Origin of the sequence: Acaryochloris marina MBIC11017 (assembly GCF_000018105.1) — a bacterium.
GTDB classification, from domain to species: domain Bacteria; phylum Cyanobacteriota; class Cyanobacteriia; order Thermosynechococcales; family Thermosynechococcaceae; genus Acaryochloris; species Acaryochloris marina.
The window spans coordinates 355,733-371,777 of the sequence record NC_009925.1; the positions used below are offsets into that span (position 1 = coordinate 355,733).

Here is a 16,045-nt window from a genome sequence, read left to right on the forward strand (position 1 = left end):
AAGCTTTACTTTTTAGTTAGTTTTAGCCAAAGAACGAAATGTATGTGAATTTTCTAAAAGAGAATTATAGGTGCCATTATCAACCAACTTACCGAAAGAAAATTCATAAATTAGATCACATTTTTCTACTGTTGAAAGACGGTGAGCAATCATAATAATCGTTAAATTATCATTACCTGATAATAATGTACTAATAAATTCTCTCTCAGTCTTATTATCAAGAGCACTAGTTGCCTCATCTAACAATAAAACTCGTGCTCCCTTATACAAAGCCCTAGCAATTCCTATTCTTTGTCGCTGTCCTCCACTTAGGCCTATGCCCCTTTCACCAATAGTTTCAAAATATCCAAGCGCTTGATCCTCTATAAAGTTACTAACTTGTGCCTTTTGAGCTGATTCCTTAACTCTTAACAGATCTATCTCCTGCATAGGAACCCCAAATGCTATGTTTTCGGCAAAACTAGCATCACTTAAATAGATATACTGAGGAACATGGGCAATATAATGTCGCCAAGCCTTCATCAAATCAATATCTTCAGATGCATTGTATCCATCCAAAATCAAGCCACCCTTAGAAGGCTTCAACAATCCCATAATCAGATCAACAATAGTACTCTTACCGCTACCCGTTGGTCCAACAAAACCAACCCGACTCCCGATCGGAATCCTTAGATTTAGATCCTTGATTACCCAATCTCCAGCACTTTGGTATCGAAACCAAACGTCCCTCAGCTCAATATTTTTCTCAAGAATTAAATCTTCACTTTTTGTAGAAATAAGTGAGTCTAAATTTTCCCTATGCTGGGTTCCTTCTAAATAGGGCAGCAGACGCTCTATAGATGAGGAGTTGGATTTGATGGATGCCAACGCCACAAATACATTTTGCAGCGGTTGTAAGATTTTGTAAGCTCCAAGCGTAAAGGAACCCAAGACAGGAATGATATTGCTAATATTTTTACCTTGAAGTACTAGAATAAATACTAATCCTGAAATCAATAAAATTGTGATTCCTTCAATTAAATATCTTGGAATTTGAGCCTTAAAATTAATTCTTGCGACCGCTTGACGAGATATATTTACGGACTGACTATAGTCATTTAAGAAAACACTCTGGCTATCATCCAACAAAATATCTCGAATCCCACCCAGACTTTCTTGCAAAGTCTTAATCGACCGTTGGTGACTTTCAATTCTTTCTTTTCCTTCCCTATAAAATGTTCCTCTAGTTAAGCGATAGATAATAATATAACTGCTGCCGAGAATAAATGTCGCAAATAGGGTTATATGTGGTGAGATCAAAACTAAAGTTAGTCCCAAACTTAAAACAATTAATGAACTTAAAATTATATTTAGTCCTGATAGAATAACAGTTCTAACTTGATTAACGTCTTCTGTTAAGCGAGTGATAACCTCACTACTATTATGAGTTATATGCCATATATAAGGTCGCTTTAGCAGATTATCAAAACTACTTATAGATAGATCAGCAGCAATATTTGCCGTTAGCTTTTGTTGAACCCATATTGTGTAAATCCTAACAACCGTGCTAAATACGACAATAACGAGAAAAATTATTCCCATGCCAAGAATAATATTATTTTCATGCATTCTAGACAACCCAGAGAAACCAATAGGCAAACTCTCAATTATTTTTTTAGGATTCAGAACAGCTTGCAGAAATGGATAAAGAGAGCCTAAACTTCCAATCTCTAAAAAAGAGGATAGGATACTCAATGCCAGAAAAAATAGTAACTCAAGACGGCGATTTTTACTGAGATAAGGCAATAAAGAAAAAGCAGAAAAATTCATCAAGATTACTGCCTATACAGAGATACAAACGACAGAAATTTAGTTCTCAAAACCAAGTATTATCACTAAAAAATAGGCGTTACCAAAAAATCTTTATGTCAGAGTTATTTTTACCACCAGTAAATGGTTGGATTTGATGTGAATTCACAAATAAACACTAAGCGGTAATTGTCTTTTGAGCCTCAGAGTCTAAATCTTGATTTACTAGCTTTCCAGTGAAAATAAGTTTTCGCAATTTGCTCTCAAACTGACTCAATACCTGCTCTCGGTCCCAATGGGATAAAGCATATTTTCGACCCTCACTACCTAACTTTTGTCTTTTTTGATGATGATTTGCCAAATCAGCTATTGCCTTAGTCAACTCTTGGACCTCTTCTGGAGGAACGGCAACACCACAGGTTTGTACAATATTAAATACTTGAGTACCAGGATAGGCCGTTGCAATAACAGGCCTTCCAGAGGCTAACATCGCTTTTAGCTTTGAAGGTAAAACCAAGTCTCCAACACCTGATGCTTGAGGAAGCAAATGAATATCAGCCATATTTAACAACGCATTGAAACGTTCTGATGGCTGTAAATCTAAGAAATAAATGTTTGACAAACAACGGGCTTGCTCAACCAGCACCCTTTTCATTGGACCTTGTCCAGCAATTACAAATACGATCTTTTCAGTGCATTCAAGAATTCGAGCAGCTTCTATAAGGATACTTATTCCTTGCTTAGCACCTAAGTTACCAGAATAGAGGCATACAATCTTGTCTTCTGATATACCTAATTGTGCACGGTACTCATTTGTTTCATTTATAGGATGGATCGCATTACAATCTACCCAGTTTGGGAAGTATACACACTTATCTAGCTTTACTCCTTTCTGATAGAGCCGCAAGCTCATTTGAGCACTGATGGTTGAAACAACCTGTACTTTCTGCATTAACCAGTTTTCAATAGATCCCACTAATACAGTTAATCGAGGAAAGCTTGGCAATAAACCCAGAGAGAAACCTGCATCAATTTCAAAGTCTTGTACATGTAGCCAAACTTTAAACTGAAATATTTTTGATGCAATCAAAACTGCTGGTAAACAAAAGATCGGAGGTTCTACCAAGAAGATGATGCTCTCAACTCCAGATATCTTTTTTTTGAAAATCAGCCAAATAAACTGTATTGCACTTGAAATTGCAAAAGAAAACAAGTGCAATATGCGATTAATACCGGAAAGTTTTTTAGGCAACCAAACTGGACAACGATGGACCGAGACCAAGCCATAGTGATTACACGAGTAACGCCAGCCAGAAAACCCTGGACTTAATTCCCAACTAGGGTAATAAGGGGGGGCACATACAACATCAACATCATAACCCTCATTTACCAGCCAATTCGCCATCTCGGTATTATACTTTCCAATTCCAATCAACTCAGGGAAATAGTTCAGACTGTAAATCAAAATATGTGGCTTCATGATTAATAATTAAGACAATTGAAGGGGAAATAATCACAAAAAAAAGAGAATCAGAAAAGATTCTCTGACATGATCATTTAATTTAAAAATCTAATTCTCTCAAGTCTTATTGCTTGCCACTTCAGATATTTGCACAAGCAAGGCTTGTAAATACAAGCCTATTTTATATTTACTTTAGATGAGCTTGATCAAGCTACAACCCACCTTTCTAAAGCGCAATAAACCTAAAGAAAAGACTTAAAAAGAACATCGGCTTATATCAAACAATATTCAGACTGCTGAGCTAAAATGATATTTAAAAAAATAATCTAATATTATTTCAGAAAAATATTACTCAAGAAAAGCTATATAGAAGACAAGCTAACTATGAAAAGTAGGCTTACAAATTTTTGTCTAACAGTTTCTACTAGAATTTAAATTCTTCGAAATATATAGTTTTAGACTAGGACTAGCATTGAATAACTATATTTTATTTTTATGGGTTTAAATTTAATTCAATCTTACTTATCTCACGAAAAATTATAGCTGTAGATCAAGCAATAATCTTTATTTTGAGAAAGGCATCGTCATAACTTTAGCTCGGTAGAAGTTATCAAACAAGTAGTACCAAACAAAGTCAAATAAAACCTTCTGCTTATAGTAAAAGCTTTCAAGCATCTGCATCTTCATAAATTGAAAGCGGATTTTCATGCTAAACGTGCGTCTAGATACAGGACTATTTTTTAAGCTCAGATCAATTTGACCAATCAAATCAGATATAATTTGATCAGTCAAAATCATATTTTCAATTGAGTCGGATAAATCAATATCAAAGTAGCTTTTACATAGAGCTAGGCCTAGTAGTAATCTACGCCTGCATCGAAGTTCCTGAGACAGCTTCAATACATCAGGCCAGTTAAGAGTCGGGTTATTATCAACTAAATTAGCTACATCATAAATCGCTTGAAACTTTTTCCATCCATCTTGAGAGTTATGGATACACAGAACGTTGAGTAAATCCTCAGTTTTTAGGCTTTGGTAGTATTGCTGTTGTAGCTTTATTTTCAACAATCGATCAGAAAAAATTTCAAAGGATTCGGGACAGTATTTTGAAATATTCTGGTGTAAATCAATAAATACATTGCAGTCTTGCTTCCTTTTCCCAAAAGATATTTCATGAGCAATAAAATCATAGTGAAAATTCTTAATTATCTTGTAGAGAATCGAATAATTCCATCCTTGGTTTACATAAGGAGAACGATAATTAAGACTAATCAGTAGATTTACACAACGTTTAAAGTCTTTTCTTGAAACTAAAAAATCTAAGTCACAGAACTGTCTAGCATGAGTACCTCCGTAAGCAATCTGCGCAAGTGTTGGCCCTTTGAAAGGGATCACATCAATATCATGGGTTTCAAACAGGTTCAATAACTGTTTAAGTTCTTCCACATGTAAAGTATTTTTTAAAGTGATTTCACAAGAATACTTTCTAAGGCTAGCAAGCAGATAATCTGGAATATTTTTATGAGTATGTTGCTTAAGACATTGGTATACGGGTGGTATTACTTTATGGAACTTAGTTAACCTCAAAAAATGGTGCCAATCAATACTATGATGATCTAGTATCGCATTAATTTTAAAATACCTAGTTTGTGATTTTAATTGAAGACAGGATAAAAGCAGCTTTTGCTCATTAGAGAATTCAGTAGAACTTCTTTTTTTCAGTTTTATATAAATCACAAAACGATAGCAATATCAATTTCAATATACAAATAATCTAAAGATACTTACTAACAAAGAGGCATTAATCTTCGATGATATCCTTGTTCATGAATCTGGATTTTCTCAACGGTTTTTGATATTGAATTTAGATCGAGAGGTCTTGTAAGTAAATAGACTGGTACCTTCTTAAGCAGGGCCGTACATTGCTCAAAGTGAAGCTTCACAAACTGAGGATGAATTAGTTCCTTAGTTGCTCGAGAATTTTTTAAAATCTCTAGAAATGCTTGCTGTGGATTAAGCTTGATAATAGAAAATTCCTTCCCTTGATTAAGGACATAGATACTTGATAAGGGTAGGGCAGGAAATTCTTTTTGAGGAAGAAGGTGAACCTTCTTAGAAGAGTAGCCGTATATTGATTTAAGCTTATCAGGCTGATGTCCCATTGCAATAGCGGAATCAGGCCATAACTTGATCCGGGGGATGCTGGGTAGAACAGTTGGAAAATCGGAAGCAAATTGAATGGCTAATACATCGTCAGTAATTACCGAGCAATCATGATGATGGAATGCTTCTGCCAAAGTGGACTTGCCAGCCTTCGAATGACCTAAAAATGCAGTAGCAGCATTTTGTAATACAACACAGCTTCCATGCAAAACAAGCTGACCTTGTTGGCGAAGAAGAATAGTAAAAATTGGCCCATAGAGTATGGATCGAACTAAACCGATTTCGACATTAGCAAAAGGCTCAATGACTATTTCTTGTCCTTTATACACAAGGAAACGAAGAATGTTCGATATTCTACCTCGAAAACAGAAGCCAGCATCATGCTTATGATGGTATGTTGCTAATTTATCAATCTTTAGTACTACATCTGGGCGTCCATCTGCTTCAACAAGCTCAGGCAAGTAAATATCTGACTGAATACAGAAACCAAACACCGAATAGACTGGCATATCAAGTTTATTGATATAGTTAATAGCTTGATATTAAAGAGGAAAGAACTAATTTCTTCCCTCTTTAATGGTAAATTCTGCCTAACCGTCATCAAGTTCCGGAGCAATTACAGCTGCAGATTCAAAATCATCATCAACTTCTTCAAATTGTTCTTCAAACTCCCTAGCTTCATCATCAAATTCTTGTGTGATACCTACTAAAGAACCAAAGGCAGTCAACTTAGGTGTTGAAAATTTCCGTTTCATAATTCAAAAGCTCCAAATAGCGTGTGGATTAGTTAAGGCATGTTCAACGAGAATGAATTAAGTTTAGTAATTCGCAATCTATCGAAAAATTTATATCAAAAATAAATTCACAAAATAGCCCTTAATAATTACAATATAGTTACTCATGATCACTTTAAGAAAAATCAAAAAAATACTGTAGATAACAAACAAGATGATTCTTATTTTGAAATAACTTGCTTTAATAAATTTCTCTTTATTGCAGTCTTCTCTTGATTAGAGTTGTGACCATATCGCGAATAATAAGAATAAAGCTCATTCTTATTAAGAATTCCGTTAATAACCGTTCCCAAAACACTCAAATTTGAATGAATCAATAGCTCATGGGCTTTCTGAGCATACTCACGCTCTAAATGACCTGGGCGAGCAACTAATAGGATGCCATCAACTACTTTGCCAATAATAAGGGGATCAGCAACAGAAACCAGAGGTGGTGCATCAATAAGGATGTAGTCATAATGTTCTATTTGAACCTGTACAAAATTAGCAAATTGTTCAGATTCCAACATCGGTAGTGGATTGGATGAAATCCTTCCTGCAGTAATAATCTCTAAATTATCTGCAACCTTATGAGTTGGCAATTCTTGATGATAATTAAAATGTTTATTCAATAATATATGCGTTAAGCCTTCTTGATTCCCTAATTCCCAGATTTGATGTTGAGAGGCTAAGCGAATATCAGCATCAATCAATAAAACTCGATGGTTCATTTGAGCCAAAGAAACCGCTAAATTAGCACAAGTCGTACTTTTACCCTCTTGGTTTATGGCACTAGTCATCATTAATACTCTAGGAGAATGTTCCAAACCATGGAATTTCAAGCTAGATTGGAGCATTCTGTAAGCTTCACTTAAGTGAGAAGCAGGGTCGGACAAAGTTGGTAGTTTTAGGGATTCCGCTTCACTTTCGTCAAACAAAGGAATTTCACCTAACACTCGATAAGGGTAAACTTGTCTAATTTCATCTTTGGATTTTAGCTTTCGATCTATTCGTTCTAGAACATAGACTACCCCTGATGCCAAAAGTATACCTGCTAATCCGCCTCGCATCGCTGCTGAGATAAAAGTGGTTTTAGATGGTTCCGGATCAGTCGCACTTTCTAAAATACTCACAGTCAAGGGAGACTGATTTTCAGTAACTTTCAACTCTTGAATTTGTTCAAGCAAATTTCGATAGGTAGAAGCAGATGCTTTTGCAGTTCTCTCTAGCTCATTCTGACGTTGTTCTAATTGAGGCAAATTTCGTGCTTGCTGACGATAACTAGACAATTGTTGTCTCAATTTCAACTGTTGCTTAGACAACCCATTACGCCTAATATCCAGCTGGATAAGTTGGGAGCGCAAATCATCTTCTTGATTCGAGTCAAAATTTAACTGGGCATCAGACTGAGCAAATTTTTCTATTTTTTGGCTTAGCAATTGCTTTAATTGAGCCTGCCTCTCCAATAATTCCAAAACAGCGGGATGATCTTCTCTAAAGTTTGATTTTGCTTCCGCTAGGTCTTTGTCTATCTCCTCAAGGCTAGTTGATATATTCTTGTGGGCAGTTGAAATTCCTAATATTGCTTGCTGTGGATTCACTTTTAGCATATTTTGCAGACTTAGCTGCTGAGTTTGCACCTCTACTAACTCCCTATCGATTTCATCTAGGGCTGTCTGGAGTTGAGAAAGGTTAGTTGCGTTAGCAGATTTAGCAATCTCTAGATCGGCAATCTGATAGGTTTCCTTAAATTTGCGCAATGCTGTTTCTGCAGAGTTAACGCGCTGCTTAACTTGAGGCAGTTGTTTTTCAATAAACGAAATTGCTGATTGGGTAGATGCTTGTTTCGACTTAGGAGTATTGTCAACATATTGCTGCATCAGCAAGTTAACAATATTTTTGGGAAATTCGCGATTATAACTTTTGAATCGAATCTGGACTACGTTAGTCTCATCAAATTGAGAAATATCTAACCCAGATTTAATTTGCTCTACGCTAGGCCGGGAGAACAGACCTTGACTTTCAATGGCCAAAGCAAGCATACTAAGCCGTCTGGGACTTTTCATAGTAAGGATTTCAGTGTCTAGTGACCTTTGCCAACGTAAACTAGATTGTTGCCGACTTTCATCATCGACTGCAGAATCTAGACCAATTAATTTTGAGCTCCGTTGACTTTCCTCAAATTTCAGTTGCCCAACCGCTTCATAAATAGGTTTCTCTTGAAAAGCTTGCAGCAACGCAAGTGATAAAACGGTCAAAAAAGTAAATCCCGCAGGCAAACCTCGTCTCTTCAGCATCAACCAATAATTTGACAAATCAGACTGTTCAGAGGATTGAACAATATTTAACGGTTGATTCATGAGTGGATACCAGTAACCAGATTAGACAAAAGACCGTTCAAAAACGAAATACAAATAAAAGGATTAAGGGTTAATGACTCACTTAAAAAAACAGAATAAATTTATCACCTACTTTTCAAGTGGGTCTGTAGCTCAAAAGCTTGGGTGATCCTCAAAGTACTCTTAAGCTATTCACAAATAAATTCAAGAATTATGTCTAAACCGCTTCATTAGATAACCTGGATTTCTGGACTGTCTTAAGGTAAATTCACTTACTGATGGATTACCTCGAGGATAGCCTACACCTACAACCCGCCTCCAGATATCATTTGGAGGAGTGGAAACTCGGTAGGTACGATCATTTTTGTATATGTAATACCATTTAACATCTTGACATTCTTCACACCAAAAAGCCTCTAACCAGTGGTTTCGTAAGACAACTTCAGAGTGAGTTTCTAGAATCCTTCGTGTAGCTTGTTTACCCATCCCATGTTGCTTAAGATGAGAAGTCTGGTTGGAATAAATTGAAAACTTTTGGCTGGCGCTATCCAAGTAGCACTTATGTATTGGGCAGTATATCGCTCTGCGCTTTGAGCGATTCCGATTGTGATCGCACCTTCTCCCCAAATTCGGCCTCCTTTGCACGTAAATAAATCATTCGCGGCATCACAAGGTTCGTGTTTTGAGGCTGAGATCGAAAGCGACCATCGAAGACCCAGAAACAGTAATCTAAAAAATTATTCAGTTAAATCCAATTTCCATCGTTTGGAGAACAGCTATCCCAAACCAAGTAGGATTAAGCTTTAATATATGCAACCGCATCCTTATTTGTTAAAGAAGCGAAAGCCTTAGCTCATTTATCAAGAGATTCTAAAAATAAAGCTGCTCAATTACTATACGAATGTCAGTCATATTTCCCCCTATGAATCGTTAAGCTAACAATGGTCATAGTCTTGGACAAGAAAGGCAAGCAAAAACAAATATCGTCAGTTCAAATACACAAACACTCAAACAGAAATTAATTTTTGCAAAATTTTATCTTGCCCAATTTTATTATTTCAGCTGAAAGCATAACATGTATTTTTTATTTAGAAGTCACATTAAGTCATGTATCTAGTAATTTAAAGTCACCAAGTAAAAACCGCTGAAAACTTAATATTTTTCTCAAATTAAGTCATATAAATGTAATTCATACTACTGTCTATATTACTTATATGACATTAACTCTCATTCTTACAGATCACCGACGCTAATGATTGTGATCTCTGATACCTTTATTTTAACTTTGTGTTATTTCAGTTCTAGAACTCAACAACCATGCAATCGACAGCTCCAAAATATCCTAAAACTAGTCGATAATTCTTCCAAAACATATTCTCTATCTACAAATAAATAACAACCTCATCCACTTCCAAGAAAAAGCCTCCTATGAGTGGCCAAGGTGTTGTTTCTGTTATTAAAACACATGGATTTATTCCTTGGCTAGACTAAAAAATCTCGATTTCCAATCACTTATCACAGGATATTTCAGCACTTTTTTAATGACTCCCCCCATCACAGGTGATTAATTGATTTTTCTTATCCATTCCATCAACTTATGGTCTATCCAGTGATAAAAGATCTCATCTATCTTAAGCAGTCAGCCACTTCAATCACATAGCTTCTGGATGTATTCTTGCAGAGCCCCTGAGTTATACTCATTGTTCGAGGTATATTCAACTCTAGCGACAGAAAACCAGCATCCATGCCTTGCCAGTATGGTTATGAGAAGAGTAATAGACCTCTCCTGTAAGGGAACTATGAAGTTAGTGAATGGAGATAATTAACCATGCGAGTTCTGGTTACAGGTGCCGCCGGTTTTATTGGTTACCATCTATCTCAACGCCTTTTGCTAGATAGAGCACAGGTATTTGGAATCGACAATCTCAATAACTATTATGCTGTCGATCTCAAAAAATCACGACTCGCCCAATTAGAGCCCAATCAGAATTTCCAGTTCCAATGTCTAGATCTCAGCGATCGCAACGGTATGGAAACCCTGTTTGAGAGCAATACCTTTGATGGTGTAATTCATTTAGCTGCTCAGGCTGGGGTTCGCTATTCTCTAGACAACCCTCATGCCTATGTAGACAGTAATCTGGTGGGCTTCCTTCATATCCTTGAGGGCTGTCGCCAAAGCAACATATCTCATCTGGTTTATGCGTCCTCTAGCTCAGTCTATGGTGCCAATAAAAAAGTCCCTTTTTCCGTAGAAGATAATGTGGACCATCCCGTTTCTTTATATGCCGCCACCAAGAAATCGAATGAGTTAATGGCCCATTCCTATAGCCATCTATATCAAATACCGATCACCGGACTGCGATTTTTTACGGTATATGGTCCCTGGGGACGGCCAGATATGGCCTATTTCAAGTTTGTGGATGCCATAGCAAATAACAAATCCATCGATGTCTACAACCACGGAAAAATGCAGCGAGATTTTACCTATATCGATGATGTCGTCGAAGGTATTGTCCGAGTTCTCCATCAGCCTCCAAACCCAGACACCACAACCCCTCCCTACAAGCTCTACAACATTGGCAATAACCAACCCGTAACCCTGATGCGCTTTATCGAAGTAATTGAAACCGCCATGGGTAAAACGGCGGACAAGAACTTTTTACCCATGCAACCGGGGGATGTCCCAGCAACCTATGCAGACGTAGATGCCTTAATGAATGACGTGGGCTTTCAACCCAAAACCCCAATTGAAGATGGGATTCAAAAATTTGTAACTTGGTATCGCAGCTATTATCAATAGCTCATTTCAAACCTGTGTTTTCTTCCATCTCTGCCTAAAACTTCAGCAAAGCTTGTGGATTGCCTTCATCAGAATCAAGGTGGAATCCGATGTTAGCAACGTTTTTGTCCTAAAAACGAATGGGTGGAACGTCAACCTATTTCGTTTCTAATCTAAATCACAGAATTCCATCAGGGTAACCTCAGTCTCTTTGATTAGATTAGTGAATATCAAGGGTACTTCAATCCCCTTACAAACCAAACTCACCATCGTTATCTATACGCACCTATCGATAGCAGCTGACTATCCCTTATCGGATACTCCTAGGTCGAGCTATAGATTCTAAGGGTTAGAAACGCGCTGGTAATTTCCACCAAAACAAAACACCTTTAAAACCATGACCCCCCACATATTGCTGGTTGAAGATGAAGTTAGAATTGCTCAGCTCGTTGAACTGGAATTATCCGATGCAGGGTATCAAGTCAATATTGCCCATGATGGCCAAGTCGGCTTAGAACTTGCCCAGGCCATCCAACCAGATGCCATCGTTCTGGATTGGACCCTGCCAAATTTGACAGGTTTAGAAATATGTCAGCAACTTCGGGCAACCGGGAATGCAGTTCCGATTGTGTTTGCGACCGCCATGGATGATCAACCCCATCGTCAAGCGGCTATGGCCGCAGGTGCCAATGCCTATGTTGTCAAACCCTACAGTATTAGCGATTTGATGGAGACCCTGACTGCTCAGCTTCCCAGCGCTGCCGCTTAAATTCCTAGGGAGAATTAACTGTTGGTAAAGACACGGTAACGGTAGTGCCACTAGCAGCTGAAGATTGGATTACTAATTCGCCACCATGGGTCTCCACAATCCGCTTGGTAATTGCCAGTCCCAACCCATTTCCAGATGACTTGGTGGTAAAAAACGGCTTCGTTAATTGGGGAAGCACATCTGCGGGAATCGGATCTCCCCCATTATTGACTTCAATCTTGACTTGATCTTGTAGCGCTACAATCTGAAGCTGCCAAATAATGGGTTCACCTTCGGGAACCGCTTCACAGGCATTGCTAACTAAATTGATAAAGACTTGCTTCAGTTTATCGATATCAGCGTCTACCCATGCCGACTCATCAGCAGGCATCAGCTGAATCGGGCGATCTGCTGCACTGGGCATTTCTTGTAAGGTCGGCAGCATATCGGCAAACAACTGATTCAGCTCAACGGCTGTTGTGTCTAACTTTTGCTGTTTGGCATAGAGCAAAATTTCATTCAGGAGTCGTTGCAACCGTTCTGACTCCTCTAAGGCCAACTGCAACCGTAGTTTAGCCCGGTCGGGTAAGTCCATGCGCTGGAACGAATTCAATCCCATCAAGACTGTTGTTAGAGGATTACGGACTTCATGGACAATCATGGCGGCCAGTTCCCCAATTTCCGCCAGTCGCTCTCGATCCTTTTCCGCTTGTCGTCGCTCTGTAATATCTCGCGCTAGGGCTAGGAGTAACTGTTCTTCTCCCGCTTCAAATAACCCTAACCGAACTTCGACGGGAAACTGACTGCCGTCTTTGCGCTGATGAGTGCCAATAAAGGTGAGAGGATCTTTCGGCAGCAGTCGTTGCCATAAATTCACAAAATCGTCGTCTGACAAACTTTTTTGAATATCTGGTACACGACACCCTAATAATTCATCCCGGGTATACCCCAAGTTGGCACAGGCTTGCTGGTTCACATCCACAAACTGCCCCTGCTCATTAACCACATAAATGGCATCGACCGCTTGGTCCACCAACATCCGAAATCGCTCTTCGCTGGCCTCTAGGGCAATTTCAGCCTCTTTGCGTTCGGTAATGTCATTAATGACGGAGAGGATGCAGTCCTGGTCATTGACCTTCAGCTGTTCGGAAGAATAGAGAACCGTCTTTTCTTTGCCGTTGCGATCGCACAATCGATACTCATAATTTCGAATAATGCCATCCTTGAGAATGGCCTGAATCATCTGCATTCGATCCGCTGGATCGGCCCATAGATCCAGTTCTAAACTGGTCCGACCTAATACCTCTGAAGCGGTCAACCCAAATAAATCCAAAAAGCTGTCATTCACTTCAACCAGACAACCATCCTCAAGAGTACTCATGGTGATGGGGTTGGGGCTAGCTCGGAATGCTTTGGAAAATTTCTCTTCTGATAGTCTGAGGTCAGATTCAGCCTGCTGCCGGGATGCGATCGCATCGCGAATCTGATTAAACATCTGCTCGAAGGTTTGAATCACATCCCCCAATTCATCATCCGGTGGATTCTGGGTGGACTCAAACTCTGGCGGTGAACTGCCGGGTGGTGTCGCTAAGAAGGTCCCCGCCTGAAGCAAATCTTTCCGCAGCTGCAAAATGGGCGCAATCACAAAGGACTGCAAAACAATCATGGTTGCTAAGGACACAAACAAGGAAATAATGACCACCAGGCCAATGATCCGCCAAATAAACTGATTGAGTTCGTTTTGGACATTGCTAGCATCATGGCGAACAATTAGCACATATTTATCGAGCAAGGGCATGGGCCAGGTGGCATCGTATCGTTGTAGGGCTCGATTGAGATATGTTTCTTCGGAACGCCGAGTAGCCTGCTCAAAGGTAAGCTCAGGTTGTTCACCAAACTCCCCAACTTTGGTGCCATCAGTCCGAAATAGAATCCCACCGGTGACGGCTGGATTTTCCTCGATCACTACAAGTTTGTCTAGGACCGTTTGATCGGTGATTTCATTTTCCTCGTTTGCCAGTAACCCTGTGGCTTTAGCAGCTGAGATCTCTGTCAGGTGCTTAAGTAGCTCAGCTTCACGTCGGTAAACGGAAGGGATAAGAATCACGGCTTCAATTGCAATAATGCTCAGAAATACCCATAGCTCGATTCGGCGCGAGAGTCGGGCTTGAAAAAGTTGGGTAAAAGGATAAAACCGCAAGGGCACTACAACGCTCAGCTAACACTGATCCCCATTATCCCTGTAAGGGGGATGGGTTTTATGAGTATCGGGCATTAACCTGCAAGAATCGCTCCAATCCAAACTCATTCACCCTAAGCCCTCCCAAACAACTATTCAATAGACACTCTAAGGATTTAGAGAAATGTCTTCCCAATCTTCTGCTGGCGTGTATCTGGCAATGTGCCTAACATTTTTGGTAACAACCATGGAGGGTAGTGAGTTCTCTTGAGCAATCACAATAGATGTAGCAGCCAATATGACATCTGCATCTAATGCTTCATTACTTGCTGTTTGTTGTCCAGTTTGTCTAGCCCAAGCCCACAGCTGACTTGCTTTCCTCATTATTTCTGTTGAGATCGGGATGTAAGCCAAGTTGAGAGATCCATCCAATTGACAAAACTCATCTAAGCGCTGCACACTTTTCGGCCTATCTAACCTTATTAGTTCGCGGCGAACTTCATAATAGGCAATTTCTGGAATGGCAATGATATGACCGATTTGAACTGCCTTTTTTAGCCACTGGCTTAATATCACATGCTCTTGATTGGGATTTGTAAGCTGACTCAATGGACTACTGTCCAAGACAAAGATCATGAACCAAATATTTCTGCAACCAAAGCTGATGATTCATACATCTCTTGCTCATCGAATCGCTCGTGCCATGAAGCAAACAAATCATCTAGAGCTGAGATTGTAGCCTTAACTTTCTCATTGCTATCGATTATTTCCTGCATTGCTTGAAGATATACCTTTAATCTCTGAAGATCTTCTGAGGATAAAAATTCAGCATATCTGTCTCTAAAGCTTTTTAAGCAACTAGTGATTTCTACTATAGCTTTTGCATGTTCTTCAGGATTAGTGATTTGAGAATATGCTTGAGCACGCTCTCCCATCGAGTGCCATTCTGAATCAGCCATGTTTCTGATGTCATCTGGGATGCCAGTAAACACTAAAGAGTCAGTAAAAGTATTCGAAGCCAGTTCGACAACCATAGAAAATAGAATTTTCGTACTCTGTTCCCATCTTTACATACCTATTCAGATCCTCACATCATGTTGATGCCTGAGTTCAAAGACTTCTCCTGAAAGGTTTTCCAACAACATGAAATTAACCTTCGAATCCACTTGAGGGTGGAGTGTTCAGATTTAGTCTAAGGAGGGCATAAATAGTGAAGTGTTAGAGGAGAAGTGATGTCTCACTTAAATATCAAGCGGATAGTTGTTGGTTGTATAGGTGCGATCGCAACCACAATCACCCTATACACAACCCCCGTATCAGCCAACGAACTCACCAAAGTGTTAGTAGATACACCGCTGAAACTGCAGTTAAAGAACTTGGATAGTAGCTGGAAACGGCTGAGTTTGAACCAAGATTCGTTGGGACCTGCCATGCTGTTTGGGATGTCTGGCTTATTCCAATCTGCTTTAAGAACCAATATTTACTACACCCAAGGCCAAACCGTCATGCTGGGTAAACAAAAGTACCTTGTGGTTTATCGTCCAGAAGGCAGTAGCTTGAAGTTGACAGAATTGATCAGAGACAGTCGCAATTCTGCCCTTGAATCTTTAGTTAAAGAACTCACCCCTGATACAGGGTTGGTGCTATCTCTGATTAATCTTGCGAACATCCAGAGTCTCCAGGATATTCACCCCTTCAATCTCCAACAAGAAATTAGGGAATCAAAACAAGCTAAATCCAAGAAATCTGATGCCAATGAGAAATCGATTGCACCTCCCCAACCTATTGCTCCTGTAAATGAGCCCAAATAACAA

General features: G+C 39.2%; 12 protein-coding genes. 3 read left to right on the forward strand and 9 right to left on the reverse strand.

Features of this window, described 5'->3' with window-relative positions:
• Positions 1-12 precede the first annotated feature (12 nt).
• The 6 genes from AM1_RS01670 to AM1_RS01690 all read right to left on the reverse strand — a co-directional run bounded on the left by AM1_RS01670 (position 13) and on the right by AM1_RS01690 (position 8,546).
• The gene (locus AM1_RS01670; protein ID WP_012161053.1) at positions 13-1,809 is read right to left on the reverse strand and encodes an ABC transporter ATP-binding protein; all 1,797 of its coding nucleotides are present in this window, start codon (positions 1,807-1,809) and stop codon (positions 13-15) included.
• 157 nt (positions 1,810-1,966) lie between these two features.
• Entirely contained in the window at positions 1,967-3,268 is a 1,302-nt protein-coding gene (locus AM1_RS01675; RefSeq protein WP_041658691.1) for a WcaI family glycosyltransferase, read from the reverse strand.
• A 546-nt stretch (positions 3,269-3,814) separates the two neighbouring features.
• Positions 3,815-4,987, reverse strand: coding sequence for a nucleotidyltransferase domain-containing protein (locus AM1_RS01680; RefSeq protein WP_012161055.1), 1,173 nt, complete (start codon positions 4,985-4,987; stop codon positions 3,815-3,817).
• 50 nt (positions 4,988-5,037) lie between these two features.
• Positions 5,038-5,922: a hypothetical protein gene (locus tag AM1_RS01685; RefSeq protein ID WP_012161056.1), complete on the reverse strand. Its 885-nt coding sequence runs from the start codon at positions 5,920-5,922 to the stop codon at positions 5,038-5,040.
• A gap of 81 nt (positions 5,923-6,003) precedes the next feature.
• Positions 6,004-6,168 carry a hypothetical protein gene (locus AM1_RS41970; protein ID WP_012161057.1) on the reverse strand — a complete coding sequence of 55 codons (165 nt, stop codon included), beginning with the start codon at positions 6,166-6,168 and terminating at the stop codon, positions 6,004-6,006.
• Positions 6,169-6,368: 200 nt separating this feature from the next.
• The gene (locus AM1_RS01690; RefSeq protein ID WP_049783675.1) at positions 6,369-8,546 is read right to left on the reverse strand and encodes a GumC family protein; all 2,178 of its coding nucleotides are present in this window, start codon (positions 8,544-8,546) and stop codon (positions 6,369-6,371) included.
• Positions 8,547-10,353: 1,807 nt separating this feature from the next.
• Here AM1_RS01690 and AM1_RS01695 point away from each other — a divergent pair.
• Both AM1_RS01695 and AM1_RS01700 read left to right on the forward strand, forming a co-directional pair.
• On the forward strand, positions 10,354-11,325 hold the full coding sequence (locus tag AM1_RS01695) for an NAD-dependent epimerase (protein WP_012161060.1): 972 nt from the start codon (positions 10,354-10,356) through the stop codon (positions 11,323-11,325).
• Positions 11,326-11,701: 376 nt separating this feature from the next.
• Positions 11,702-12,073, forward strand: a complete 372-nt coding sequence (locus tag AM1_RS01700; protein WP_012161061.1) for a response regulator transcription factor — start codon at positions 11,702-11,704, stop codon at positions 12,071-12,073.
• Positions 12,074-12,077: 4 nt separating this feature from the next.
• On the opposite strand, the gene AM1_RS01705 is transcribed toward AM1_RS01700, so the two are convergent.
• The 3 genes from AM1_RS01705 to AM1_RS01715 form a co-directional block, all read right to left on the reverse strand.
• Positions 12,078-14,258: a PAS domain S-box protein gene (locus AM1_RS01705; protein ID WP_012161062.1), complete on the reverse strand. Its 2,181-nt coding sequence runs from the start codon at positions 14,256-14,258 to the stop codon at positions 12,078-12,080.
• Between the two features lie 141 nt (positions 14,259-14,399).
• Positions 14,400-14,840: a PIN domain-containing protein gene (locus AM1_RS01710; RefSeq protein WP_202947641.1), complete on the reverse strand. Its 441-nt coding sequence runs from the start codon at positions 14,838-14,840 to the stop codon at positions 14,400-14,402.
• A gap of 23 nt (positions 14,841-14,863) precedes the next feature.
• Complete coding sequence (locus AM1_RS01715; protein ID WP_041658694.1) at positions 14,864-15,265, reverse strand: hypothetical protein; 402 nt, start codon at positions 15,263-15,265, stop codon at positions 14,864-14,866.
• A gap of 198 nt (positions 15,266-15,463) precedes the next feature.
• Between AM1_RS01715 and AM1_RS01720 the strand changes: the two genes are divergently transcribed.
• Positions 15,464-16,042 (forward strand): hypothetical protein, encoded by a 579-nt coding sequence (locus AM1_RS01720; RefSeq protein WP_012161065.1) that lies wholly within the window; start codon positions 15,464-15,466, stop codon positions 16,040-16,042.
• The last annotated feature ends 3 nt before the right edge of the window (positions 16,043-16,045 follow it).